The organism is Sphingobium sp. OAS761, assembly GCF_024168485.1.
In the GTDB taxonomy this organism is placed as follows: Bacteria; Pseudomonadota; Alphaproteobacteria; order Sphingomonadales; family Sphingomonadaceae; genus Sphingobium.
Genome location: NZ_JALJVY010000011.1, coordinates 136,147 through 159,602, shown reverse-complemented (window position 1 = coordinate 159,602; position 23,456 = coordinate 136,147). Strand labels below are relative to the sequence as shown.

Genomic DNA, 23,456 nt, shown 5'->3' with positions numbered 1-23,456 from the left:
TTCTCGGCAGCAGGAAAATGTGGCAATCGGTGAAATATGTCGAATGCATTCTATGCGCGATTTCGATAAGTTTAGGCTATGCTAACCGTTCGGAATATCGCCCATCTCGTCATGCTTCATCAGGAGCAAAGCTTCGTACGTGCGGCGCGCAAACTGGGTATCACCCAGCCCGCTTTGTCACGCAGTATCCAGTTGATCGAGGAGGAATATGGCGTCGTGCTGTTCAGCCGAAGCAGGGCGAAAGTCGTGGCTACGGCCGCATGCCTTCAGCTTCTGCCCGCAGCAAAACAGTTCCTCGCGGACTCTGCCGCAATGGATCGCAATCTTCGTTACATCGGCAAGGCTGAGGCCGGAACGGTGAGCTTCGGCATGGGGCCCCTGATCGCGATCACCATCCTTCCTCAGCTAATGGAGCGCGTCCTCCAAGAGCGCCCCGGAATCAACATGCAGATTCACGTCGAGAGCGGACCGGAGGTCATACGGCGGACACTGCACAATGAGGTCGAATTCTCCTGCGCAGCGGATATCATGGTACCGCACCATGAGCGCGTGGACCGTATCCCCATGGCGCGCATGCCGCTGGCGTTGCTCGCAAGGGCCGACCATCCGTTAAGCCACGGCCATGGGTCGCTGGAAGATTACCCGCTCGTCGGTGGAGCGATGCTGGCCGAGGGCTCCATCCCATATAACCCTCGCATTCAATGCGACAATTACAGCCTGTTGAAGCCTGTTGTACTCAACAGCGACGCGATCTGGCTCAACACGCCGGTCGTGGCCCGCGAAGAGCTTACAAGCGGGAAGATGATCGTGCTCCCGCAGAAGTTCGAGGGGCCGGAGCAAGAGATCCGGATTATAATGGTGCGTCACCGTGACCGGATGCTTTCTCCCGCGGCAGACTACATCGCTAGACTTGTTCGGAAGATGGCAAACGAGGTGTACGGCTCCGTGAGTGGCCCCTAGATGTCCAGACGCCTTCGATCCTAAATTTGAGGATGGGAGGCGACGGGGCCGCACCATGGATCAATGCCCTTGAGGAATATCGCTGTGACCAGTTCGGCATGGTCCGCCATTTGTTCGTCGGTCATCGCGTCCTCGCCAAAAAGCAGCCGACGCTGCCATTCTCCGAACGCCATCGCAACGAACTGCGTGGCCAATATGTGGCATCTTTCCTTAACTATCCCGTGACTGTCCAGGATATGCGCAACAGGGGTAACCTGATGGCGCTCAAACTGAATACGAGCGATTTGGCGCAGTTCGTCGAAGCCGCCGCCTTCGCGATAGATAAGCGCGGCGATCCGCATTGCTTGGGCCGCAAAAAGTTGGCGTTGCATCGCGATCGCATACCGCACCAGGCCTTCATGAAGACCGACATCAAGATCGGGCAGGACCGGTTGTATTTCACGGCCCGAAAATTCCAGGCAAGCTTCGAACAGGGCCAGTTTATCGGGGTAATAATTGTACAAGGTGCGGCTGGAGATGTTCGCTTTCTCCGCAATGTCGCGCAGCGACGCGCCGTGAAAGCCAACGCGCGCAAACTCCTCCAGGGCTGTGACGATCAACCCTTGCCGCTTCTGCTCGGCTTCTTCCGGAGTCGGGCGCCCAGCCCGACGCTTCAGCATTGGCGCACTCATTCACCGCTCCTCGCAAAAGGCTGCCGATGTCGCAACCACCATTGACCTATTACACACATGAATGTAATTCGTTTTGAAATTTGCGAAAGGCTTCGAAAGCCTGTGGAGAATGAGGATGCGTGAACTGGGAACCCAAAGCTTAGGCATTGATGACAGGACTCTGGATGCTGCGATCGACGCGCTGCCTCCGATCACGGCGCTCCTGTCGCTCGTCCAACTCACCGGCAACCGCTTGCTGCTCGATCGCTATTGGGATGCGCTCGATGGCCGGCAGGAAGAAGCGGTCGAATCGATGCGCGACATTGCTGCGCATGAGCAGCGCCCGACCGTCGATCCCGCTGTCGCTCTGGAAATCCGCGAGGCGCTGCGCAAGGCGGTGAAGTCCGGGCGGCCGCCCGTCATGACAAAGGTCGACATGCCGTTGTTCCGTCGGATGTCGCGCCTGCTGCTGGGCGAGGACCTTCCCGAAATGTCGGTCGACGTCGCCTACCAGCACGCCGGGCTGACCACCGATACCCGCATCCGCCAGGCCACCGACGTGCCGCCGCCCGGCTTCAAGGTGATCGTCGTGGGCGCGGGCATGATGGGCATCAACGCCGCGATCAAGCTGCAACAAGCCGGTTTCGACTACACGGTGCTCGAAGCGCTCGACAAGGTCGGCGGCAATTGGCTGACCAACACCTATCCCGGCGCGGCCGTCGATACGCCCAGCCGGGTCTATTCCTTCTCGTTCGAGCCCAATCCGGCCTGGACCAAATTCTACCCGCGCGGGCCCGAGTTCCTGTCTTATCTCGACCGGGTGACGGATCGATACAACCTGCGCGACAACATCCAGTTCGGCACGCGGGTCGAGGGCGCCGAATGGGACGAAGGCCGGAAGATCTGGACCGTCCGCGCCGTGCATAATGGCCAACCCCAAACGCTCGAATGCAACGTCCTGATCATGGCGGTCGGACCAAACAACGATCCGAACTATCCGAAGGTCCAGAATCTCGACACTTTCAAGGGGCCGGTGATCCATTCCGCCGTCTGGGACGACAAGGTCGACCTTTCGGGCAAGAAGGTGGTTCTGGTCGGCACCGGCTGCTCGGGCGTTCAGGTCGCGACTGCCATCGCCGACCGCGTCGGCGAACTCGTCATCGTCCAGCGGCAGAATGAATATATCGTGCCCAGCCCCCAGGCTCATGCCGACGTGGACGAGGCCGAGCGCGTCGCGATGGAACATATCCCTTTCGTCATGAACTGGAAGCGCTTGCAGGCGCTGCACGGCCAATTGGGCGACATGCACGGCATGGTCCTGAAGGACGAGGAGTATGCCGCAAAGACCGGCGGCTTCGGCCCTATCAACGATGGCATGAAGATGTGGGCCAATGCCTATTTGCAGAGCCACTTCCCGGACGATCCGGAGATGGTCAAGATGCTGACGCCCGACTTCCCGGTGTTCGCCAAGCGGCCGATCTTCGATTGCGGCTTTTACGACACGCTCAAGAAGCCCAACGTCTCGATCGTTCGCGGCGAGCTGGCTGCGGCCGACGAAAGTGCCGTCATCCTGGCCGACGGCAGCCGGATCGAGTGCGACGTGCTGTTGCTGTCGACCGGCTACAATCTGCATTTCGGACGGCAGTTCGACATTCGCGGCGCCGGCGGCAAGACGCTGAAAGACGCCTTCGATCCGCACCCCTTCTCGTATGAAGGGATGCTGATCACCGGCTTCCCCAACTTCGTGTTCATGGGCGCGCCCTACAGCTATCTGGTCGCCAACCATGCCGTCGTCAGCGAACAGCAGGTCCACTACATCATCGAGCTGCTGCAATGGATGGTCGACGATCATCTGGCCTCGTTCGACGTGACGCCGGAAGCGACCAAGGCCTTCGTCGACGATGTTGATACGGAACTCCAGCGGTCGGCATGGGTGCAGCATGGCAGCGCGCACGGCTATTATCGTGACAAGGGCGCGGACGGGCAGAAGAAGGTGATCCTGGCCATCCCGCGCCATAATTCGCGCATCTGGCATGACCTGCGTTCGCCGCGTCAGGAAGATTTCGCCGTCACCGTGCGCACCGACATCGCTCCCGCGCCGGAGCGCAAGATGGAAATGCTGACCATCTGAACGCCCCCCTTCCCCCATCCCATCCGGTCCCGCCGGAACTGACAGGAGACCCCTCATGATTCGCGAACTCGCCGAGAATTTCCGTCCGGTCGCCCCGCCCCAGCTGATCGACGACGCCTATAGCACCGACCAGCACGCCCGGCTGCTGGGCGCCGTGCGCGACAACGGCCCCTGGCCGCTCATCCTGGCAGAAAACTTCAGCACGCCGGAAGAGGTGATCGCCACCACGTCCGGCACGATTCCCGAAGGCGTAAAGCTGACCTGGGACATGATCGGCCTCAACCCCGTGTTCCGCGGCTATCTGGCGCGCGGCGGCACCTGCTTCTACCCGGAGCTGGAGGATTGCTATTATAACTCCCGCTTCCTGGAGCTCGTGCGCAATTACTGGGATTGCGAATATGCCGAGCCCGAGACGTTCCTGTTCAACATCCAGGGGCCGACGCCGATCGGCGGCCCGCCGCATCTCGACGGCACGGTGTTCCGCGGCATGACCATGGAGAACACCCCGCTCTGGCTGCTTTTGACGATGGCCAAGTCCTGCCTGTTCGACCGGTGGCGGTCGAAGAAGGGCCAGGTCATCGCCTGGTATTATAACGGGCGGATCGGCGGCGGCTTCAACTGCTGGCCCAATGGGCCGAGCGGCGAGCCGGTTCAGATCAACGCGCCGATGTGGGGGCGCGCAGTCGTGGTCGAGAATGAGATGATGTTCCATCATGGCCAGGCGACCGGCCCGGTGGCGATGCGCAAGCCGCAGGGCATGGACATCACCACAACCTTTGGCGCGGACCCGGAAGACCTGACCGGCTGGCAGCTCGAAACCTTCGGCAAGGTGATCCAGAAGGTGCCGGCGCAGGAAATGCGCTTCCTGGTCCATTGGGGCGCGCGCCTGTTCAAGGATATGGCCGACTTCAAGCGTACTTACGAGCACACGGACGACATCGACGCGGAAACCGCGATCGGGATACTGATCGAGGACATGAAGAAGCGCGGCGTGCAGTTCGAAGTGCCGACCGATCCGCTGCACGACAATGCGTTCGTCGGCCTGCTCGCCTCGGTCTACGACATCGGCGGGCCTGCCAACATCCCGGCCGACGCACTGGATGAGGCCGCCTGACGCGGCCTCATCAATAGAAAAAAGCGTGTTTCGGGAGAGATCGTTTGAAAAATGACATACAGTCCGAGGCCTATCTTCGGATGCTCAAGATTCGAGGCTTCGAGCAAGCGGTAAAACAGCTCGTGACCGAAGGCGAAGTGCCCGGCGCCGTTCACAGCAGCGTCGGGCAGGAAGCCGCCATCGTCGGCGCTTGCATGGCGCTGGCCGACGACGATTATATTTCGGGCACACACCGCTCGCACGGTCACCCGATCGGCAAGGGCGCGCAGCTGAAGCCGCTGATGGCGGAGATCCTCGGCAAGGTCACCGGCGTCTGCAAGGGGCGCGGCGGATCGATGCACTTTACCGACACGTCGGTGGGCAGCATCGGCGAATCCGCGATCGTCGGCGGCGGCATTCCGATCGCGACCGGCGCTGCCCTGACCGCGCAAGTGAAGGGCACGGGGCAGGTCGCACTGACATTCTTCGGCGATGGCGCGTCCAACGAGGGCGTGCTCGCCGAATGCCTGAACATGGCCGCGGTCTGGAAGCTGCCGGTGATCTTCTTCTGCGAGAATAACGGCTATGCCGCCGTCACGCCTGCGAAGGACTCGCATGGCCAGCCGGACGTGGCGCGCCGCGCGGAGGGCTATGGGGTGCCGGGCGTCATCGTCGACGGGCAGGATTTCGATGCGGTCTACGCCGCGACCCAGACGGCCGTCGCCCGCGCGCGGGCCGGCGAAGGACCGACCCTGATCGAAGCCAAGACCTATCGCTTCGATGAGCATTGCGTTGGCCTGTTCATCAACGGCGCCTATCGTCCGGCCGAGGAGATCGCGCATTTCATGAGCGAGCGCGATCCCGTCACGCTCTATCGCAATCTCCTGCTCGACGGCGACAAGAGTGAAGGCGATCTCAGCGAGATCGAGGCAATGGCCGATGGGTTGATCCAGGAGGCTGTCTCTTTCGCGAAGGAGAGCGCCTATCCCGATCCGGAGGAAGCGTTCGAACTGGTCCACGCCAACCCCATCTCCATCCGCCGCTGAGGATTATTATAATGACCGAGAGCAACACAAAGCGGATGACCTATCTTGATGCGCTGGGCCTGGCGCAGCGCGAGGAGCTGGAGGGTAATCCCGACACGATCATCATCGGCGAAGACATCGCCCTCTACGCCGCCGGCGGCGCTTATGGGAATACCGAGGCGAGCCGCATCCGCAGCGCCCCCATTTCCGAATGCGGCTTTGCGGGCATGGCAGTGGGCGCGGCGATCACCGGCCTGCGCCCCATCGTCGATCTTACCATAGCCAACTTCATCTATCTGGCGGCGGACCCGATCATCAACCAGGCCGCGCGCCTGCGCTACATGACCGGCGGGCAGTTCAAGGTTCCCGTCACCTATCGCGCGTCGATGTGGCACAGCCAGGCCAATGCCGCGCAGCATAGCGACCGGCCCTATCCGATGTTCATGAACATTCCCGGCCTCAAGGTCGTCTGCCCGGCGACCCCGGAAGACGCCAAGGGCCTGCTGAAGGCCGCCATTCGCGACGACGATCCGGTGATCGTGTTCGAGGATAACGACCTCTGGGGCAAGAAAGGCGACGTGCCGCTCGATACGGAATTCGTCGTGCCGATCGGCAAGGCGCGCACGCATCGCGAGGGGTCGGACGTGTCGATCATCTCGGTATCGGGATGCCTTCGCCACGCGTTGAAGGCCGCTGACGATCTGGCCAGGGACGGAATCAACGCGGACGTCATCGACCTGCGCACGCTGCTGCCGCTGGATAATGACGCGATCCTGGGCACCCTCGCCAAGACCGGCCGCGTCGTCATCGTCGATCCCGCGCACCGCACCATGGGGGCCGCCGCAGAGATCGCCGCAATCCTCGTCGAGGACGGCTTCGACATGCTCAAGAAGCCCGTGAAGCGCGTGGTCACGCCGGACGTGCCGATCCCGTTCAGCCCGCCAATGGAAGCGCCGCTTTACCCCAACCCCGAAAAGATCGCCGCCGCCGCGCGCGAACTCATGGCCTGATTACGGAGATACCGAAATGCGCGTGAAGGTCGTGATGCCCAAGTGGGGCACGGGTATGAACGAAGGCACGATCGTCAAATGGCTCAAGGCCGTGGGCGATCGGGTCGAAGCAGGCGAAATGCTGGTCGAGATCGAAACAGCCAAATCGACCCAGGAAATGGAAGCCCCAGCTGCCGGCACGTTGTCGGAGATCCTGCTTCCCGAGGGCGAGGAGGCAGAGGTTCGCACACACATCGCCACGATCGTCACCGACTGACGGACCGCAACGGTTCAGTCGAAGGAGAGGCAGTACATGGTTCAGGAACCCGATCTTTCGGGCAAAATCGCCCTTGTCACAGGCGCAAGCCGCGGCATCGGGCGCGCCATCGCGCAACGGCTGGCCGCCGCAGGCGCGACCGTCGTCGTGACGGCGCGGTCGATGAGCGCACCGGTCGCCGGCGAACGCGCGGGGACGTCGATTACCATGTCCGGCACTTTGGAGGAAACGGTCCGCTTGATTGAGCAGGCCGGCGGGAAAGCGATCCCACTCGCGGCGGATATCGAGGATGAAGCGCAGTGCCGCGCGCTGGCGGATCGCGCCGCAGAGGCAGCGGGCGGACGATTGGACATTCTGGTCAACAATGCCGGTTTCGCCGATTTCGTGGCGGTCGCGGACATGTCGCTCGAAACCTTCGACCGGACTCTCATGCACTATGTCCGCGCGCCCTTCCTCCTCGCACAAGGGGCCATTCCCCATATGCGCAAGGCGGGCGCGGGCTGGATCGTCAATATCAGTTCGCAGGATTCCCTGCCGCCCGCGCGCCCCTTTCCGCCCTATGAGAAGGATCGCGGCTATGCGATCTACGCCGCAGCCAAGGCTGCCCTCAACCGCATGACGCAGGGGCTCGCGGCCGAACTGGAACAGGATAATATCGCGGTCAACGCCGTAGGGCCGTCCACGGCGATCCGGACGCCGGGCGCGGATTCGATCATCCCGGAGGAATACCCCACTGAGGATGTCGAGTATCTGGCCGAAACCGTGCTGGCGATGAGCCATCTGCCCGCCAGCGAGCGGACCGGACTGATCGGTTTCAGCATGCATTTCCCCTGGCATCACGCCATTGAGGTGCGCAGCCTGGACGGCGCGGGAACCTTCCCCCGCCGCGAACCGCCGGCCTGGTCGCATCCGGGGATCAGCCCATCAGGCGAATATTGAGATCATGATCGAGGAGAGACGGGGATGAGCGCCAGGGACAAATTCGCGGGCGGCACCGCCGTCGTCACCGGCGCGGGGAGCGGCATCGGCGAAGGCATCGCGCGCGTCGCCGCGTCGCTGGGGATGAATGTCGTTTTGGCCGATGTCGCGCGCGATCGCATCGAACAGGTGGCGGCGGACATCAATGCCTCCGGCGCGTCCGCCATACCGGTCGTGACCGACGTGACCGACATCGCCGCCCTCGAACGGCTTGCGGACGCCGCCTATAACCGGTTCGGCGAGGTCACTCTGGCGGTCAACAATGCCGGTATCGAAACGATCGGGTTCAGCTGGGAGATACCGGACGAAACCTGGGACCGGCTGCTGTCGATCAACGTGCGCGGCGTCGTGCATGGCTCGCGCATTTTCGCGCGGCGCATGCTGGAAAGCGGGAAGCCCGGCTACATCGCGAACGTCGCCTCTATCGGAGCGCTCGGCATGATGCCGACGCAGGCCCCCTATATGATGAGCAAGCATGCGGTGCTCAGCTTCACCGAGTGCCTCTATCTGGAAATGCAGCTCAAGAAAGCCCCGATCCAGATTTCAGCGGTGCTGCCCGCCCAGGTCGCGACCCGCATTTTTGAGGACGCCCCCGCCGATCGCCAGTCCGGCTTCGTTGAGCGCCAGCGCGAAATGATGCACGCGATGATCACGCAGATCGGCGTCACGCCCGAACAGGCCGGCGAGACTATCCTGAACGGTATCGCCGCAGGAGACTTCTGGGTTTCGACCCATCCCGATACAACCGCCGAAGTCGCGAAGCGTCGCGCGGAGTATCTGGCGGCGCTGGAAATGCCGGCCTTGGCGGAGCAGGCCAGGGTGCTGGTCGAAGAAGCCTGAGGCCTAACCGGCTCTAACCAAGGCATTCGCCCTTCAAGCAGATCAAAACTACGGAGAGTATGATGGCAAGCCAGATACCAGATGCGAAGACGCAGGATACCGATTTCATGTTCACCAAGCTTCAGGTCAAGGATCTGGACGCTGCGGTGGCCTTCTACACGTCGGTGGTCGGGCTGGTCGAAATGAACCGCGTCGAAGCGGAAATCACCGGCCGTAAGGTCAGCGAGGTCGTCTTCATGCCGACCTATCCCGGCGGCCCGATGTTCATCCTCGCCCAGTTCCATGACACTCAGGCGCCCGCCGCGAACGAACTGATCATGGGTTTCGCGACCAAGGATATCGCCGCCTTCATCGCCCGTGCCGAGCAGGCCGGCGGGCGCGTTCTGGAACCGGCGCAAGAAGTTCCGGGCATGGGCGGGATGCAGGTCGCCTTCGTTGCCGACCCAGAAGGCCATATCCTGCAACTCAGCCAGATGGGCGGTTGACGGCGCTGTCGGTTCGGTCCGCGAGCGGCTTCTCGCGGACCGCCGATTCCATGCCAGGCGTCAGTCGCCCAGATCGGGATTCCAGGCCACGCCGTTGATATGCGAGCCGCCACCGACATGCAGGGTATTGCCCGTCAGGTAACGGGCGTCCTCGCTCGCCAGGAAGAGTGCGACGCCGCCGATATCCGTTTCGGGATCGCCCAGGCGCCCCATCGGGTTCGCGGCCTCGCTGGCGGCGGCCACCTCCGGCTGCATCTTCTTGAACGTCAGGAAGCCGGCGGTTGCCGCCCCCGGGCAGATGATATTGGCGCAGATGCCATAGGGCGCCCATTCGCGGGCCGCGCTGCGGGTGTAGGTGCGCAGGGCTTCCTTGCCGACATTATAGTCGGCAGTGCCCATGTGCGCGTTCGTCCCGTTCAATGAACACATGTTTATGATGCGGCCCCAACGCTGCGCTTTCATATGCGGCAGCGCGGCTTCCATCGACCATTTGGCGGCGTAGAGGCAGATCGCCATGCTCTGGTCGAATTCCTCGTCGGACTTCTTTTCGATCCGGGTGATCTGGCCCCCGCGATAGGCATTGTTGACCAGAATATCGATCGACCCGAGCCGATCGACGCAAGCGGCCACGGCCGCCTCCATCTGGGGCCGCTGGGTGACATCGCACTGGAAAAACTCCGCCTTCGCGCCAATCGACCGCAATTCCTCGGTCGTGGCGGCGCCTTTCTCCGCGTTGAAGTCTACGACCAGAACCGCACCACCTGCCTTGGCGAAGCGGAGCGCCATGCCGCGCCCAATTCCTTCCGCAGCCCCGGTAATCAGAGCCGCCCGGCCCGCCAATAGTCCTTCATGCATGTCTCTCTCCTTATGATGTGATCTTGGTCGGCCGCGGCGGATGCAGCGTCGCGGTGCTAACGGTCTTTCCTGGAAGCGGCCCCTTCCAGGAACAGCCGGACAACGAGCGCGGCATACGCCTCCTGCTCCTCGTCGCTGGGGGTGGGCAGGCGGAAGCTTACCCGGCGATGCCAGCCGGACAGCATCATCGCGAGCAGGATTTTGGCGCGCTGTTCGCCGTCATCCTCGGCCAGCCCATGGCGAAGAAGAAAAGCGGCGAGCGGCCGGACGAGATATTCCTGCTGATTGCGTTCCGACGCCCTGATCAATTCGGGAAATTCAGCGCCCTCGCGATAGACGAGCATGCCCAGGCTCTGGCTCGTTTCCCCGGACAGTACCTTAACCAGCGCGATCGCGAAGCCGCGCAGCACCAATCCCACATCCCCGGATGGATGGTCTTCGAGCACCGGAAAGGCAGAGGAGCCAAATTCGAGACACGCCTCGAACAGGCTGAACTTGTCCTTATATTGATTGTACAGCGTCCGCGTCGACACCTGGGCTGCTTCAGCGATCTGGCGCATCGTGACCGGGCGATAGCCCCAGCGGCAAAAGGCTTCGCGGGCGGCGATCAGGATCCCCGCCGCCTTCTGGCGCGAGACATCTGCAGTCGGCCTTCCCCTTCCGATATCCAATATCTGCATCCATCCGCCTTTGCGTAATTATACACCGCGTCTTATTAAAGCCCTTGACCGGGCGCCGCGTCTATATACACCAAAGATTGTATTTAACAAACGGGTCGGGAGCGAGTCCTCGGCCCTGGCGGGAGAAGATGAGGCATGGCGGATGTGGAACCACTTGGCCGGATGTCGGCAAGCCCGGATGTCGAAGCGGCGATCGCGATACTGGACCCTGCGGTCGCTCTCGCGGCGCTGATCCAGATCACCGGCGACCGTACGCTGCTGCATCGCTATGGGCCGGCCCTGGAAGGGACACATGCCACGCATAAATCCGCCTTCAGAGCTATCGATGGCGAAGAGGCTCTTGAGGACACCGATCAGAGTGTCGCACAGGAACTGCGGACGCGCCTCGCCGCCGAAGTAGGACGCGACCGCGAGCCGGTGCTTCCCAAGCTCGACCGGCCCCTGTTCCGGGAACTGGTCAAGCTCGTGATCGGCAGCGATCTGCCCGACATGTCCGTCGAACCCGCTTATCAACATGCGGGATTTACCACAGACACCCGCATACGCACGCCCGAAAGGCTGCCCCCGGCCGATTTCAAGGTGCTGATCGTCGGCGCGGGCATGGTCGGCATAAACGCCGCCATCAAATTGCAGCAGGCGGGTTTTCCCTATCAGATCGTGGAAGCCAATTCGGATGTCGGCGGCACCTGGCTGGTCAACACCTATCCGGGCGCAGCGGTCGATACCGAAAGCCGCATCTATTCCTATTCCTTCGAGCCCAACTCCTCCTGGACACGCTACTACGCAAACGGGCCGGAGTTCCTGACCTATCTCAACAAGGTGGTCGACAAATATGGTGTGCGCGACCGGGTCGATTTCAACACCCGGGTTGCCGGTGCGGAATGGGACGAAGACCGTTCGACATGGACGCTGAAAGCAACGCGCGACGGTCAGGAAGTGACTTATGAGGGCAATGTCCTCATCATGGCGACCGGCCCAAATAACGGCCCCAAATATCCCGATGTCGGGAATATGGACGCCTTTGGCGGCCGCATCATCCACACCGCTCAGTGGGACGATGATCTCGACCTGGCGGGCAAGAAAGTCGTGCTGGTGGGCGCGGCATGCAGCGGGGTGCAGGTTGCCGCCGCCGTGGCCGACCAGGTCTCGGAACTGGCGATCGTCATGCGTCAGCCGGAATATCTGATCCCCAACGCCAACGCCCGCGCCGGCATCGATCCGCTGGAAATCATCGCGATGGAGAACATCCCCTTCGTCGCGCAGTGGAAGCGAATGCAGACGCTGGCCAGCCAGATGACCGATATGCGCGGCATGATCATGATCGATCCCGAGCATCGGGAGAAGACTGGCGGCATCGCGCCACTGAATGATGGCATACGCGACATGTGCCGTAATCATATCCAGCAGCAGTTCCCCGACGATCCGGACATGGTCAAGTTGCTGACTCCCGACTACCCGGTCTTCGCCAAGCGGCCGATCCTCGATTGCAGCTTCTACGACACCATCAAGAAGCCGAACGTCGATCTGGTGAAGGGGGCGCTCGCCTCATTCGACGAAAGCGCGGTCATTCTGGCGGATGGCCAGCGCATCGAGTGCGACATCGTCGTGCTGGCGACCGGCTATAATATGTATTGGGGCACGCAGTTCGAGATCAAGGGACGCGACGGCAAGACGCTGCGCGACATCTTCGACCCCGCGCCTTTCACCTATTGGGGCATGATGGTGCCGGGCCTGCCCAATTTCGTCCTGCCGGCAGGCCCCTACAGCAATCTGGTGGCGAACCATGCGGTGCTGGGCGAGCAGCATATCCATTATGTCATCGAACTGCTGCAAACGATGGTCGATGAGCAGCTCGCAACCTTCGAGGTGACGCAGGCGGCTGCGGACCGTTTCGTCGAGGAGGCTGACCGGCGGCTCGCGCAGACCGCCTGGGTCAACAAGGGCACCGCGCATGGCTATTACCGCCATCCCAGCGGCAAGGTGGTCCTGGCTATCCCATACCATAATTCGGTCATCTGGCATAAGCTGCGGCAGCCGGAAATGGCTGACTATCAGGTGACGAAACGACCCGACGCCACGCCCGAACAGGAACGCGAACCCGAAATGCTTGAGATCTGATCGGGCATGTCGGGAGGGGACAGCATGCAGCGGGTGGCGCTCGTCACGGGCGCCACCCGCGGCATCGGCAAGGTCATTGCCGAAGCGCTTGGCGAAGCGGGCTTTGCCGTGGTCGTCACCGGCCGAACGATGGCGGCCGGTGAAGGTCGGCACGACGGCATGGGTGGCCCCGTGCCGGGCAGTGTCGAGGAGACCGTCGCGCGCATCGTCGCGGCGGGCGGCGTAGCGCTGGGCGTGCGGCTCGACCTGCTCGACCGCGACTCCATCGATGCCGCGCTCGCGGCTACGACCGAACGCTTCGGCCGGCTCGACGTGCTGGTGAACAACGGCATCTATCAGGGCCCGGCGGTAAGGCAGAAAATCGCCGAAATCTCGATCGACGAGGCAGAACGCAGCACGCTCGGCAACTTCCTCAACCAATTCTATCTTAGCCAGAAGGCGCTCGACATCATGCTGCTGCAGGGCGGCGGACGCATGATTTTCATGTCCGCCCTGTCCTCCGTCCAGCCCACGGTCGGAAGCAGCGGCCTATTCTACAATGCGCCAAAGGCCGCGTTGAACAAGATCCCCGATTATCTCAATTTCGAACATGGCAAGGACGGCATCTCCGCCTTCCTGATCGAACCGCAATTCACCATGACGGACACATTGCGCGCCGTGCTGGGCGATGAAGCGGACAAGATCGGCTTCGGCCTGACCCCCTATGATCCGCGCGAAACCGCGCGCACCGTCGTCTGGCTTTCCGGCCACCCTGATGCGCCAGCCCATGCGGGGCCGCACGTCATCAACGCGCCGGAATTTTTTCGCGAGAACGGCATCGTTCCTGAATAAACGACCGCTGCCCTGCCCTATCCCGCTGACTTGAAGAGAAGGTTGATCCCATGCCCGTCACTGCATTTGCCTATGCCAAGGTCGTCGTCAGCGATAGCGACGCTCTCACCCCATTCTACACGCAAGCGCTGGGCCTCACGGCGGCGATGCGGATCGAAGAGGGCGAAGGCGACCACGCCTTCGTGGAAAACTTCTTTTCTGCGGGCGCGGGCGCGCCGCCGCAGATCGTCCTGATCAGCTATCCCAATCGTCCCGCGCCCTCCGTCGGGGAATCGATCGTCGCCGTCATGGTCGACGATGTCGATGAGACGCTGGCGGCGATCGGGCGCGCCGGCGGCAAGACCACGGTCCCGGCATTCGACATAACCGAGCACAAGATGCGCATGGCCTACGCCGCCGATCCGGAGGGGCACAGCATCGAGTTGATGAAGGTCGGCTGACAGGACAATGCTCGAAGCCATGCGGAATCTGACCTGGCGCATAGCCCGCCCCATCGGCCCCGTCCTGTCGCCCGACGACTTCGCGCTCGCGGATGAAGCCGTGCCCGATATCACGGATGGACAGGTCCTTGTGCGGACACTCTATATCGGCATCGCGCCCGGGGTCCGGCCACTCCTGCCCTATGCGGCCTTGCAGCCGGATGTCGCCGGGGATGCGAAAACCGGGCGCGCGCGCGCGACGGAGAAGGACGCGGCGCAGCTTTGGCGCATTCAGGTGGGCGATCGCATGCAGTCGGGCATCATCCCGCCAACGTCGCCCTATTCGGGTGGAACGGTCGGACAGGTGGTGCGCTCCCGCCATCCCGGTTTCGCCGAGAGGGACTATATTTTCGGCGGCGTGCATTGGCAGGAATATGAGGCGGTCGACGGCGACTTTTCGCTTCGCCTCGATCCCGCCGAACTGCCGCTCGAAGCCGATCTTGCCGCCGTCGGTCGCTCGGCCTTCACCGGCTGGATCGGCTATCGCAGATATTGCGACGCCAAACCGGGCGAGACGATCGTCGTTTCGGCGGCTGCCGGCGCGGTCGGGATGCTGGTCGTGCAGATGGCCAAGGCGGAGGGACTGACGGTCATCGGCATCGCCAGCGGCGAGGACAAATGCGCGTTCGTCACCGAGACGCTGGGTGCGGACGGTTGTATTGACCGGCTGTCGCAGGACATCGGATCCGCGCTCGATCGGTTCGCCCCCGAAGGGGTCGACATCTATTTCGACAATGTCGGCGGGCTCGCGCAGCGCCCCGTCTATGATCGCCTGAAGCCCTTCGGCCGGCTCATTGTCTGCGGCATGGCGGCGGAATATGGCGGAACCGAATCGAGCACGTTGCCGACCGGCATGATCCTGGCCAAGCGGCTGCGCATTCAGGGCTTCGTCGTGCTGGATCATGAGGACGAATATCCGGATTTCCGGGCGGACATATCGCGCCTGCTGCGGGCTGGTGCGCTGACCTACCAGACGACGATCTACGACGGTATCGAACAAGCGCCCCAGGCCCTTGCAGATTGCCTTAGCGGCCGCAATGCCGGGGGCAAGCTGATCGTCAGGGTCGGCGAAGCCGCCACCCTCACCATCAATGAGAATGGACTATCATGAGCGACATCGAAACGGCCGACATCGTCATAATCGGCGCTGGTTTTTCCGGGCTCTATGCACTGCATAAGCTCCGCGATCACGACGTGATCTGCTTCGAAGCCGGGGCGGGCGTCGGCGGCACATGGTATTGGAACCGCTATCCCGGCGCGCGGGTGGATATTCCCAGCATGGAATATTCCTACAGCTTCGACGATGATCTCCAGCAGGAATGGCGCTGGCCCGAAATGTTCTCGGCCCAGCCCGAACTGGAGCGGTACGTCAACCATGTGGCGGATCGCTTCGCCCTGCGCGACCGCATCCGGCTCTCCAACGGGGTCGAGCGGATGCGTTTCGACGAGACGGCGAACCGCTGGCACGTCCACACCGTCAAGGGCGATCATGTCGTCTGCAAATATGTCGTGGCGGCGACCGGCGCGCTGTCGGCACCCAACTCACCGCCTTGGCCCGGGCGCGAGCGTTTCCAGGGCGAGATATTGCATACCGCGGCATGGCCCACTGACGGCATCGACCTGACGGGAAAGCGCGTCGGCCTGATCGGCACGGGATCGACCGGCATCCAGTTGGCCCCGCTCCTTGCCGAGCAGGCGGAGCATCTCACCATCTTCCAGCGCACGCCTGCCTTCAGCATGCCGTCGGGCAATCGGCCGATGGACCCGGAGCATGAGCGCGAGTGGAAGGAAAATTATCCCGAGCGGCGGCAGAAGATGTTGCAAAGCCCCGGCGTTTCGCTCCTCGAACGGTCCAGCGTGGCATGCAGCGAATATAGCGAGGAGGAGCGCCAGCAACTGCTCGAAGAAGCCTGGACATCGCAAAGCGCGTTCCAGCTGCTCCTGACGTTCAGCGACATCATGACAAACAAGGAAGCGAACGATGTCGTCTGCGAATTCGTACGGGGCAAGATCCGGTCGATCGTGAAGGACCCCGCCACCGCCGATCTGCTTTGTCCCAAGACCTACCCGATCGGCGCCAAGCGTCTATGCATCGACAATGGCTATTTCGAGACGTTCAACCGCGACAATGTGGCGCTGGTCGATGCGAAGTCAGCGCCCATCGTCGAATTCACCGAGACCGGATTGCGCACCACGGAAGCGGATTACGACCTCGACATCGTCGTCACCGCGACCGGTTTCGATGCGATCACGGGCGCAATGACGCGTATCGATATCGAGGGCATTGATGGTCGCAAGCTGACCGACAAATGGGCGGATGGGCCAACGGCCTGGCTGGGTCTCGTCGTCGCGGGATTCCCCAATCTGCTGATGATCCACGGACCGCTCACGCCAGGCGCGCAGGCGCAGATGCTCATGGTCGGCGAATGGCAGGTGAATCTCGTCGCCGATATCATCGCCTCGCTCGAACGGGACGGTTACTCGCGCATCGATACCACGGAAGAAGCGGAAGGATGGTGGGCCGAGGAGGTGGACATGTTGTCGCGCAATACCCTGCACAGCCTTGCCGATTCCTGGTACAATGCCAAGAATATCGAGGGAAAGCGGGGCGGATTCATGATCTACGTTGGTGGCTTTCCCCGGTTCGCACAATTGAACGAGGAAGCGATCGGCAACGACTTCAAGGGCTTCGTTCGGTCCTGATCTGCGCGCGGGACCACCAAATAAGAGGCTCTCATGACACCCCGCTTGTCAAACCGACCCTTTAGCGGCTTGCACGGGATCGATTTTGGCGTCATATAAATACACACCAGACTGTAATAATGCTTCGCCCACCGGGGAACTGTCGGTAGGGCGCGGGCCTGAGATATGGGAGATCGCCGCCGATGATTGACAAAATACTTCTGTCTCCCGGCACGCGATGTGAGATTGTCGCATCCCAAGGCGCAGCCGTCATGACGGGAGATGCAGTCGAAGATCGACAACTTCACCATTTGCCCAAAGGCACCCGGGTCGTCTGTGCGGAACGGGCAGTGGACGACAAGGGCAATGAGCGGGTCCGGATCGCCAGTCCCGCGGGTTGGGTCGACGCCAAGACCCTGGCCCCTGCACCAGCAATTTCGACGCCTATCCTGGACTATGAGACGTTCCTCCAGCGCCATCAGAAAATCTCCGCCGGCGATCACTACGGGTTGGAATTCCCGATCGATCTGGCGGGATTGCGTGAAGCAGGACCGGAATTCCTGACCAGGGCATTCCGGGCATCCGGCGTCATGGCTGGCGATAATCACGTCACCGGCATCGTATCGCTCGACAAGCTCGACATCCGCGGAGCATCCGAGAACGGGTTGCTCGAATTATCCTATGCCCGTGACGAACCGGGCCTCCAGACCCACCTGTTCGTGAAATTTCCGCCAGCGGACGTTCACCACAAATATGGGCTCCTGCGCCTGTCGGACGGCGAAATCGAAATGGCGCGGCTGTCCCGGGAACGGCAGTTGCCCGTCCGTCTGACCCGCTATTATTTTGGGGACCATAGCGTCTACACGGGTAACTATATTCTGATCACGGAACGGGTCGCTTTCGGCGCCGGCTCAGTCGAACCGGCCTACCGCAAGGGGTATGATCATGAAGTCCCTTGCGTCGAGGAGCATTATGAGGTGCTCACCCGCGATCTGGCCCGGCTGGTTGCCGCCCATAAACGGGGTGATCTGGGCTATGATCTGGAGGAGATTTTTCCCTTCGCCAAGGCGGCACGCGATTTTGACCCGATCATCGACCCAGAGCCGCGCCTTGATCGCCTGATCGATTTCATCGGACGCGTGGCTCCCCGGCTTTTCGCGCCCGAGGTGACACGCCCCGCATTCCTGCAGAAATGGCGCGAGGACGTCCTCTTCGGACTGGAACACAAGGACAAGGTGCTCGCCTATCTCTTGTCCGACGTCGATTATACAGGACTTTGCCATATCAATCTGAACGTCGACAATGCGTGGTTCTGGCGGGATGATGCCGGCGAACTTCAAGCGGGACTGCTCGACTGGGGCGGCGCGGGTCAGGCAAGCCTCGCCCAGGCGCTCAGCGGCATGTTGATGATGCCCGAGCCCGAAAAGCATATTTCCCTGGTGAACCGGGTGATAGACGTTTTCATCGAGGAGTGCGCCAGGCAGGGCTGCCCCCCCATCAGCAGGGAGGAGCTCCATTTCCAATATAAGGCGTCGGTATATTCGACGGCCATCTTTATGTTCGTCACTATCCTCGCGGACGCCTTGCAGTATTTCCCCGAAGAATATTTCGCATCGATGGAAAGCCGGATGGATGCGCGCCTCCTCGAAGGCGGCTTCTACAGCGCGGTGGTCTGGATCGACAATATGCTGCGCGAATGGTTGGAAGACGTGACGCCCGGCGATGCATGTCGACAAATTGTCGCGCGCGCTGCCGACGCCCCATTGCCAGACCGCCTCAGCGCATGAATTGACGGGCAGCCAGCGGTTGAACATAGCAAGTCGATGGATCGATCGCAGGACGAACTTGATAATTGGGGGATGGTTTTGACGACCTGCAGTATAGTGATCGGCCGCTGCCTCGCGATCGGCGGCGCGATGTTCCTGGCAGCACACTCGGTGGTCAAGGCGCAGGATCGCCTTCGCACTTATGTGAACCCCATCGACCTGCCCTATCGTTTTCAGGCACCCTCCATGCCGTTCAAGACGCCGCGGGTGCCCTTTCGCGAGGCGGCTGACCCTACGGTCGTGTTCTTCAAGGGCGAATACTGGCTCTTCGCCTCGCACTCGCTCGGCTATTGGCATTCCAGGACGCTCGATAACTGGCAGTTCGTCAAGCCGAGCGGCTATGCGGTCGAAAAGTTCGCCCCGACCGCGGTCGCGATGGACGGCAAGCTCTATCTGGCAGTGAGCGAGGGCGTTCGACAGATCTGGGTTTCCGACGATCCCGGTTCTGGCAAGTGGACCGTCGCGGCGGACATTCCGGCAGGGTACCAGGACCCTTGCCTGTTCCTCGATACCGATGGCCGCCTCTATATGTATGACGGGCTCGCGCCGTCCGGGCCGCTGCATGTCGCCGAACTCGACCGGAAGACGCTCCTCCCGCTGCGCAAGGCGGATATTCCACAATCGCGGGACAAGCAGCATCGCGGTTGGGAGGTGCCCGGAGACAGCAACGAGCGGGTCAAATATCTGTCCTTTGTGGAAGGGGCATGGATGACCAAGTACGCCAACCGCTATTACCTCGAATATTCAGCGCCGGGAACCGAGTTCAAGACCTATGCGAATGGCCTTCTGACGGCCGACAACCCCATGGGACCGTTCACCTATCAGCCTTATAGCCCGTTCGCCTTCAAGCCGACCGGGTTCATTGCCGGCGCCGGTCATGGCAGCACGTTTCAGGGGCCGCGCGGCGACTGGTGGCATGTCGGCACGATGACGATCTCTGTCCGTCATAATTTCGAACGCCGCCTCGGCCTGTTTCCCACGCGTTTCACGGCATCGGGCGAACTCGTCACCGACACCTATCTGGGTGACTATCCGCATTATTACGGTGGGTCTCGCGGGCTGACCGGATGGATGCTGCTCTCGCGCGGAAAGGCGGCGACAGCGTCTTCCTTCGTCGACGGTTTCGCACCGGATCGCGCCGCCGATGAGGACGTGCGGACGTGGTGGTCGGCGAAGACGGGCGATCCGGGGGAATGGTTCCAGCTCGACCTGGGGGCGCGCAAGACGATCCAGGCGCTGCAGGTCAACCTCGCCGACCAGGATGCCGTCACCGTCGGTGAGGGCGACGGCGGCTTCCGCTACGAGATCGAAGCGTCGACGAACGGACGGACCTGGCGCGCGATCGTGCCGGCCACCGCGACCGGGCGGGACGCACCCCACGCCTATCATGTGCTGGCCCGGCCTACGCAGGCCCGCTTCGTGCGCATCCGTAACCTCCACAGCCCGAACGGCGCAAAGTTTTCGCTATACGACCTGCGGGTTTTCGGGACCGCGCCGATCCCGCTGCCGTCCGTCGTGGGCGGTGGGTCGGCCCAACGCGACCCCACAGATCCCCGCCACGCCCGTCTGGAATGGAAAGCCGTGAAGGGCGCCGATTTCTACGTCGTCCGGCTCGGCACGCGCGTCGACCTCATGACGCAGAACTATCAGGTGTACGACAAGACCGCGCTCGACGTTCGAAGCCTGGACGCCGGCGTGCCTTACGTCTTCACCGTCGATGCGGTGAACGAACGCGGGATTGCGAAGGGTAGGTTCGTCGCGGAGATACGCTGAGAGGGGGCATCTGACGTGGAACGCCTCTAGCCTCGTATCATCGCCTCCATCGAGTGTTGCGTGCATCGCCGTTGCTTATTTTCTCCCCGGATGCTGAGCCGCCGCGCCGACCATCAGGGACGCGCCTGCCGGCGACAATCCCTCGGCTTCGATGCTGATGGTGGCGACGCCTGGCTCGCCAGTGGGGCGCAGCACCGCCAGCGCGCGCCCATGCCATGTCTTCGCGACGGGCTGGCGAAAACTCGCTACGCCGCGTGGGTTGGCATTGCCGAACGCGACCAGTTCGACCGGCCCGGTGACAGCCGCCTCCACGACATGAACCGCGTCGGGCACCAGCCTTCCGGCCTTGTCGAGGATTTCGACCGTCACATAAGCCAGCTCATTTCGGCTTGACGTGATCCGCTTGCGATCAACGGCAAGGTGGAGTGCAGCCGGTCCGCCCGCAGTCTCCAACTTGCGGCGCGCGATCTGCTTGCCGCCGGCATAGGCGCTCACCATCAACGTGCCCGGTTCGTAGGGGACGTCGATCTGCGATATCGCGCCCTTGCCCGGCTCGACCGGCTGATCGGCGATCATCCTGCCATTCAGTTCCACCCTGAGCCGGTCGGCGCGGGAGAACACCGAAACGGACAAAATTCTGCCTTCCGCACCCGGCCAGGTCCAGCTTTGCAGTTCGTCGCGCCATCCCCACAGGAACGGCGTTTCCCGTTTTCCTTCGGGAAGCGGCCGCTGAACCGCGATCTCCAGGGGGCTAAGCCCCCAGACGACATCGCGCGCCAGCGACTGCGGCCGCTGCTGGCCGATCAAGTCGATGTCGCCGCAGCCAGCGCCGAACCAGGGATATTCCGCCTCACCCGGTTTGTCGCCGCTCAGGCCCGTACGCCCGATCCCTGCCTCGCCCAGATAATCCATTGCGGTCCAGACGAAGTCGCCGATCAGATAGGGTGATCTTTCTGTCAGCTGCCAGACCTTGTCGACATCCTTGGGAAAGCTCTCCGTGCCGACCATCACCCGGTCGGGGAATTTACCATGGTCACGCTCATAGACTGACAGCTTGTAATTATATCCCGCCACGTCGAGATATTGATACGCCGCCTGATCCGGCTTGCCATCGGGGCCGGTCACGTCGGGCCCCGGGCTGCCGGGAACGGCCTGCGTGACCGGCCGGGTCGGATCGAGCCGCCGGGTTTCTTCGGCCAGCATCTTGGCCGTATTTACGCCGTCCGGCTCCCCCCGCTCCGGAATTTCGTTGCCGATGCTCCACATGAATATGCTGGGATGGTTGACGCTGCTCCGCACCATCGCGGTCAAGTCCCGCTTCCACCAGCCATCGAAATAAAGACTGTAATCGTCCGGGTTCTTGGCGACCCGCCACATGTCGAAGGCCTCTTCCATGACCAGCATGCCCAACCGGTCGCAAGCAGCCAGGAAAGCCGGGGACGAAGGATTGTGCGATGAACGCACCGCGTTGAATCCCCGCGCCTTGAGGAGTTCGACCTTGCGCTCTTCGGCGCGGTCGATGGCAGCCGCGCCGAGCAGGCCGTTGTCATGGTGGATGCACCCGCCGCGCACCTTGTAGGTCTTGCCGTTGATCCGCAGTCCGTTGACCGCGTCGATCTCGATTCTGCGGATGCCGAGCGGCGCGGTCATCCGGTCGACAGTCCTGCCACCCGCCATCAACAGGCTTTCGACCTCGTACAAGGCCGGGGTTTCGGGGGACCATAGCTGGGGTCGATCGACCTGAAGCCGTATGGGAGCATCAACCGGACCGCTGCCCTACGCGACGATCCTGCCAGCCGCGTCGCGAATTCGGGTCTGTATGACGCTGCCGAGCGCGGTGCTGGCGGTTCTGGCGACGACATCGACGGTGGCGGCATCCGCCGTGATCGTCGGCGTAGTAACGGTAAGACCCCAACGTTCGAATCGGGCTGCGCGCAGAATGTTCAACCGGACGTGGCGGTAGATGCCAGAGCCCGAATACCAGCGGCTGTTGCGGCCGATATTCGCCACCCGCACGGCCAGCACATTCTGACCTGATGGATCGAGGTGCGGTGTCAGATCGACTGTAAAGGCGGTGTAGCCATAGGGATGCTCCGCCAGGAGCGTGTCATTGAGCCAGACCTGTGCGGCCATATAGACGCCGTCGAATTCAACCTCGACATGTGCATCAGCCGCGAGCGGCGGCAGGGTGAAACGCTTCCGATACCAGCCGATGCCGCCTACCGTGAAGGCGGTCGGGCCGCCGCTGGCGCTGTGCGCATAGGCCTGATTGTCGTTCAGCCGCGCATCGAATGGCCCGATCAGGCGGGGCGACTTCGCGGGCTTCTGCCATAATGGCGCAGTATCGGCCTCACGGATGACGCCATTCAGCGCCGGGTCGCTACCCGGCCGGTCCTCGATGCTCCAGTCATGCGGTAGATCGAGGGGACGCCAGTCAGCATCGTTGAGTGATCGCGCGGCAAGCCCACCGCCATCGCCCCTGGAAAAAAGCCAGTTGCCGTCAAATGGCTGACCGCGCATGTCTGCTTCCAGCCTCTCCGCTCGGGCCGGCGTGGGCACGGCGAAAGCAGGAAAGGTCGCGCCAAGCCCTCCTGCCGCCGCGGAAAGCTGCAACAGGGTGCGGCGGGAGAAGTGCGTCTTTGTGCTTGCGGTCATGCCTCGTCCTTCCATCATTGGCCGTTCCGGGTGGAGGAAGGCAGTCCTAAAACCTGTCGTTCCCGGATCTCTGAGTGTTTGATAGCGCAATCCGTCATCGGGCTGCGACCGGCTGGAACAGTGCCCGAG

21 protein-coding genes are annotated in these 23,456 nt (G+C 62.3%); 16 read left to right on the top strand and 5 right to left on the bottom strand.

Annotation, left to right across the window (positions count from 1 at the left end):
* Positions 1 to 78 precede the first annotated feature (78 nt).
* A complete protein-coding gene (locus J3E64_RS15750; RefSeq protein ID WP_253343976.1) occupies positions 79 to 960 on the top strand; it encodes a LysR family transcriptional regulator in 882 nt (293 codons plus the stop codon).
* Positions 961 to 980: 20 nt separating this feature from the next.
* Here J3E64_RS15750 and J3E64_RS15745 read toward each other — a convergent pair whose 3' ends face one another.
* Positions 981 to 1,631, bottom strand: a complete 651-nt coding sequence (locus J3E64_RS15745) for a TetR/AcrR family transcriptional regulator (protein WP_253343975.1) — start codon at positions 1,629 to 1,631, stop codon at positions 981 to 983.
* Positions 1,632 to 1,746: 115 nt separating this feature from the next.
* Between J3E64_RS15745 and J3E64_RS15740 the strand changes: the two genes are divergently transcribed.
* From J3E64_RS15740 to J3E64_RS15705, 8 genes are all read left to right on the top strand, one after another.
* Positions 1,747 to 3,741: an NAD(P)/FAD-dependent oxidoreductase gene (locus J3E64_RS15740; protein WP_253343974.1), complete on the top strand. Its 1,995-nt coding sequence runs from the start codon at positions 1,747 to 1,749 to the stop codon at positions 3,739 to 3,741.
* Between the two features lie 55 nt (positions 3,742 to 3,796).
* Complete coding sequence (locus J3E64_RS15735) at positions 3,797 to 4,855, top strand: hypothetical protein (RefSeq protein WP_253343973.1); 1,059 nt, start codon at positions 3,797 to 3,799, stop codon at positions 4,853 to 4,855.
* A 44-nt stretch (positions 4,856 to 4,899) separates the two neighbouring features.
* A complete protein-coding gene (locus tag J3E64_RS15730; protein WP_253343972.1) occupies positions 4,900 to 5,880 on the top strand; it encodes a thiamine pyrophosphate-dependent dehydrogenase E1 component subunit alpha in 981 nt (326 codons plus the stop codon).
* Positions 5,881 to 5,891: 11 nt separating this feature from the next.
* Positions 5,892 to 6,869 carry an alpha-ketoacid dehydrogenase subunit beta gene (locus J3E64_RS15725; protein WP_253343971.1) on the top strand — a complete coding sequence of 326 codons (978 nt, stop codon included), beginning with the start codon at positions 5,892 to 5,894 and terminating at the stop codon, positions 6,867 to 6,869.
* A 16-nt stretch (positions 6,870 to 6,885) separates the two neighbouring features.
* Complete coding sequence (locus J3E64_RS15720) at positions 6,886 to 7,125, top strand: lipoyl domain-containing protein (RefSeq protein ID WP_253343970.1); 240 nt, start codon at positions 6,886 to 6,888, stop codon at positions 7,123 to 7,125.
* Between the two features lie 36 nt (positions 7,126 to 7,161).
* Entirely contained in the window at positions 7,162 to 8,064 is a 903-nt protein-coding gene (locus J3E64_RS15715; protein ID WP_253343969.1) for an SDR family NAD(P)-dependent oxidoreductase, read from the top strand.
* Between the two features lie 24 nt (positions 8,065 to 8,088).
* Positions 8,089 to 8,943, top strand: coding sequence for an SDR family NAD(P)-dependent oxidoreductase (locus J3E64_RS15710; protein WP_253343968.1), 855 nt, complete (start codon positions 8,089 to 8,091; stop codon positions 8,941 to 8,943).
* Between the two features lie 107 nt (positions 8,944 to 9,050).
* The gene (locus J3E64_RS15705; protein WP_253343967.1) at positions 9,051 to 9,428 is read left to right on the top strand and encodes a VOC family protein; all 378 of its coding nucleotides are present in this window, start codon (positions 9,051 to 9,053) and stop codon (positions 9,426 to 9,428) included.
* A gap of 60 nt (positions 9,429 to 9,488) precedes the next feature.
* Here J3E64_RS15705 and J3E64_RS15700 read toward each other — a convergent pair whose 3' ends face one another.
* Both J3E64_RS15700 and J3E64_RS15695 read right to left on the bottom strand, forming a co-directional pair.
* Positions 9,489 to 10,283, bottom strand: a complete 795-nt coding sequence (locus tag J3E64_RS15700) for an SDR family NAD(P)-dependent oxidoreductase (protein ID WP_253343966.1) — start codon at positions 10,281 to 10,283, stop codon at positions 9,489 to 9,491.
* Between the two features lie 56 nt (positions 10,284 to 10,339).
* A complete protein-coding gene (locus tag J3E64_RS15695; protein WP_253343965.1) occupies positions 10,340 to 10,963 on the bottom strand; it encodes a TetR/AcrR family transcriptional regulator in 624 nt (207 codons plus the stop codon).
* Positions 10,964 to 11,098: 135 nt separating this feature from the next.
* Between J3E64_RS15695 and J3E64_RS15690 the strand changes: the two genes are divergently transcribed.
* From J3E64_RS15690 to J3E64_RS15660, 7 genes are all read left to right on the top strand, one after another.
* On the top strand, positions 11,099 to 13,081 hold the full coding sequence (locus J3E64_RS15690; protein ID WP_253343964.1) for an NAD(P)/FAD-dependent oxidoreductase: 1,983 nt from the start codon (positions 11,099 to 11,101) through the stop codon (positions 13,079 to 13,081).
* A gap of 24 nt (positions 13,082 to 13,105) precedes the next feature.
* On the top strand, positions 13,106 to 13,912 hold the full coding sequence (locus J3E64_RS15685) for an SDR family NAD(P)-dependent oxidoreductase (protein ID WP_253343963.1): 807 nt from the start codon (positions 13,106 to 13,108) through the stop codon (positions 13,910 to 13,912).
* A gap of 50 nt (positions 13,913 to 13,962) precedes the next feature.
* Complete coding sequence (locus J3E64_RS15680; RefSeq protein WP_253343962.1) at positions 13,963 to 14,352, top strand: VOC family protein; 390 nt, start codon at positions 13,963 to 13,965, stop codon at positions 14,350 to 14,352.
* Between the two features lie 19 nt (positions 14,353 to 14,371).
* Positions 14,372 to 15,502 carry an NADP-dependent oxidoreductase gene (locus J3E64_RS15675; protein ID WP_253343961.1) on the top strand — a complete coding sequence of 377 codons (1,131 nt, stop codon included), beginning with the start codon at positions 14,372 to 14,374 and terminating at the stop codon, positions 15,500 to 15,502.
* A complete protein-coding gene (locus J3E64_RS15670) occupies positions 15,499 to 17,094 on the top strand; it encodes an NAD(P)/FAD-dependent oxidoreductase (protein ID WP_253343960.1) in 1,596 nt (531 codons plus the stop codon). The genes J3E64_RS15675 and J3E64_RS15670 overlap by 4 nt, the downstream gene beginning before the upstream one ends.
* Before the next feature lie 251 nt (positions 17,095 to 17,345).
* Positions 17,346 to 18,860, top strand: coding sequence for a hypothetical protein (locus J3E64_RS15665; protein WP_253343959.1), 1,515 nt, complete (start codon positions 17,346 to 17,348; stop codon positions 18,858 to 18,860).
* A gap of 72 nt (positions 18,861 to 18,932) precedes the next feature.
* Positions 18,933 to 20,672 (top strand): family 43 glycosylhydrolase, encoded by a 1,740-nt coding sequence (locus J3E64_RS15660; protein ID WP_253343958.1) that lies wholly within the window; start codon positions 18,933 to 18,935, stop codon positions 20,670 to 20,672.
* A gap of 75 nt (positions 20,673 to 20,747) precedes the next feature.
* Here the strand turns inward: J3E64_RS15660 and J3E64_RS15655 are convergent, their stop codons facing one another.
* Positions 20,748 to 22,424 carry a glycoside hydrolase family 2 TIM barrel-domain containing protein gene (locus tag J3E64_RS15655; protein WP_367398640.1) on the bottom strand — a complete coding sequence of 559 codons (1,677 nt, stop codon included), beginning with the start codon at positions 22,422 to 22,424 and terminating at the stop codon, positions 20,748 to 20,750.
* Between the two features lie 24 nt (positions 22,425 to 22,448).
* Positions 22,449 to 23,327 (bottom strand): sugar-binding domain-containing protein, encoded by an 879-nt coding sequence (locus J3E64_RS15650; protein ID WP_253343956.1) that lies wholly within the window; start codon positions 23,325 to 23,327, stop codon positions 22,449 to 22,451.
* Between the last annotated feature and the right edge of the window lie 129 nt (positions 23,328 to 23,456).

Excerpts from the sequence above, each read along its gene's own strand:
- J3E64_RS15750 (WP_253343976.1), top strand. The coding sequence starts at position 79 with ATGCTAACCGTTCGGAATATCGCCCATCTCGTCATGCTTCATCAGGAG.
- J3E64_RS15745 (WP_253343975.1), bottom strand. The coding sequence starts at position 1,631 with ATGAGTGCGCCAATGCTGAAGCGTCGGGCTGGGCGCCCGACTCCGGAA.
- J3E64_RS15740 (WP_253343974.1), top strand. The coding sequence starts at position 1,747 with ATGCGTGAACTGGGAACCCAAAGCTTAGGCATTGATGACAGGACTCTG.
- J3E64_RS15735 (WP_253343973.1), top strand. The coding sequence starts at position 3,797 with ATGATTCGCGAACTCGCCGAGAATTTCCGTCCGGTCGCCCCGCCCCAG.
- J3E64_RS15725 (WP_253343971.1), top strand. The coding sequence starts at position 5,892 with ATGACCGAGAGCAACACAAAGCGGATGACCTATCTTGATGCGCTGGGC.
- J3E64_RS15720 (WP_253343970.1), top strand. The coding sequence starts at position 6,886 with ATGCGCGTGAAGGTCGTGATGCCCAAGTGGGGCACGGGTATGAACGAA.
- J3E64_RS15715 (WP_253343969.1), top strand. The coding sequence starts at position 7,162 with ATGGTTCAGGAACCCGATCTTTCGGGCAAAATCGCCCTTGTCACAGGC.
- J3E64_RS15710 (WP_253343968.1), top strand. The coding sequence starts at position 8,089 with ATGAGCGCCAGGGACAAATTCGCGGGCGGCACCGCCGTCGTCACCGGC.
- J3E64_RS15705 (WP_253343967.1), top strand. The coding sequence starts at position 9,051 with ATGTTCACCAAGCTTCAGGTCAAGGATCTGGACGCTGCGGTGGCCTTC.
- J3E64_RS15700 (WP_253343966.1), bottom strand. The coding sequence starts at position 10,283 with ATGCATGAAGGACTATTGGCGGGCCGGGCGGCTCTGATTACCGGGGCT.
- J3E64_RS15695 (WP_253343965.1), bottom strand. The coding sequence starts at position 10,963 with ATGCAGATATTGGATATCGGAAGGGGAAGGCCGACTGCAGATGTCTCG.
- J3E64_RS15690 (WP_253343964.1), top strand. The coding sequence starts at position 11,099 with ATGGCGGATGTGGAACCACTTGGCCGGATGTCGGCAAGCCCGGATGTC.
- J3E64_RS15685 (WP_253343963.1), top strand. The coding sequence starts at position 13,106 with ATGCAGCGGGTGGCGCTCGTCACGGGCGCCACCCGCGGCATCGGCAAG.
- J3E64_RS15680 (WP_253343962.1), top strand. The coding sequence starts at position 13,963 with ATGCCCGTCACTGCATTTGCCTATGCCAAGGTCGTCGTCAGCGATAGC.
- J3E64_RS15675 (WP_253343961.1), top strand. The coding sequence starts at position 14,372 with ATGCGGAATCTGACCTGGCGCATAGCCCGCCCCATCGGCCCCGTCCTG.
- J3E64_RS15670 (WP_253343960.1), top strand. The coding sequence starts at position 15,499 with ATGAGCGACATCGAAACGGCCGACATCGTCATAATCGGCGCTGGTTTT.
- J3E64_RS15665 (WP_253343959.1), top strand. The coding sequence starts at position 17,346 with ATGACGGGAGATGCAGTCGAAGATCGACAACTTCACCATTTGCCCAAA.
- J3E64_RS15660 (WP_253343958.1), top strand. The coding sequence starts at position 18,933 with ATGGTTTTGACGACCTGCAGTATAGTGATCGGCCGCTGCCTCGCGATC.
- J3E64_RS15650 (WP_253343956.1), bottom strand. The coding sequence starts at position 23,327 with ATGACCGCAAGCACAAAGACGCACTTCTCCCGCCGCACCCTGTTGCAG.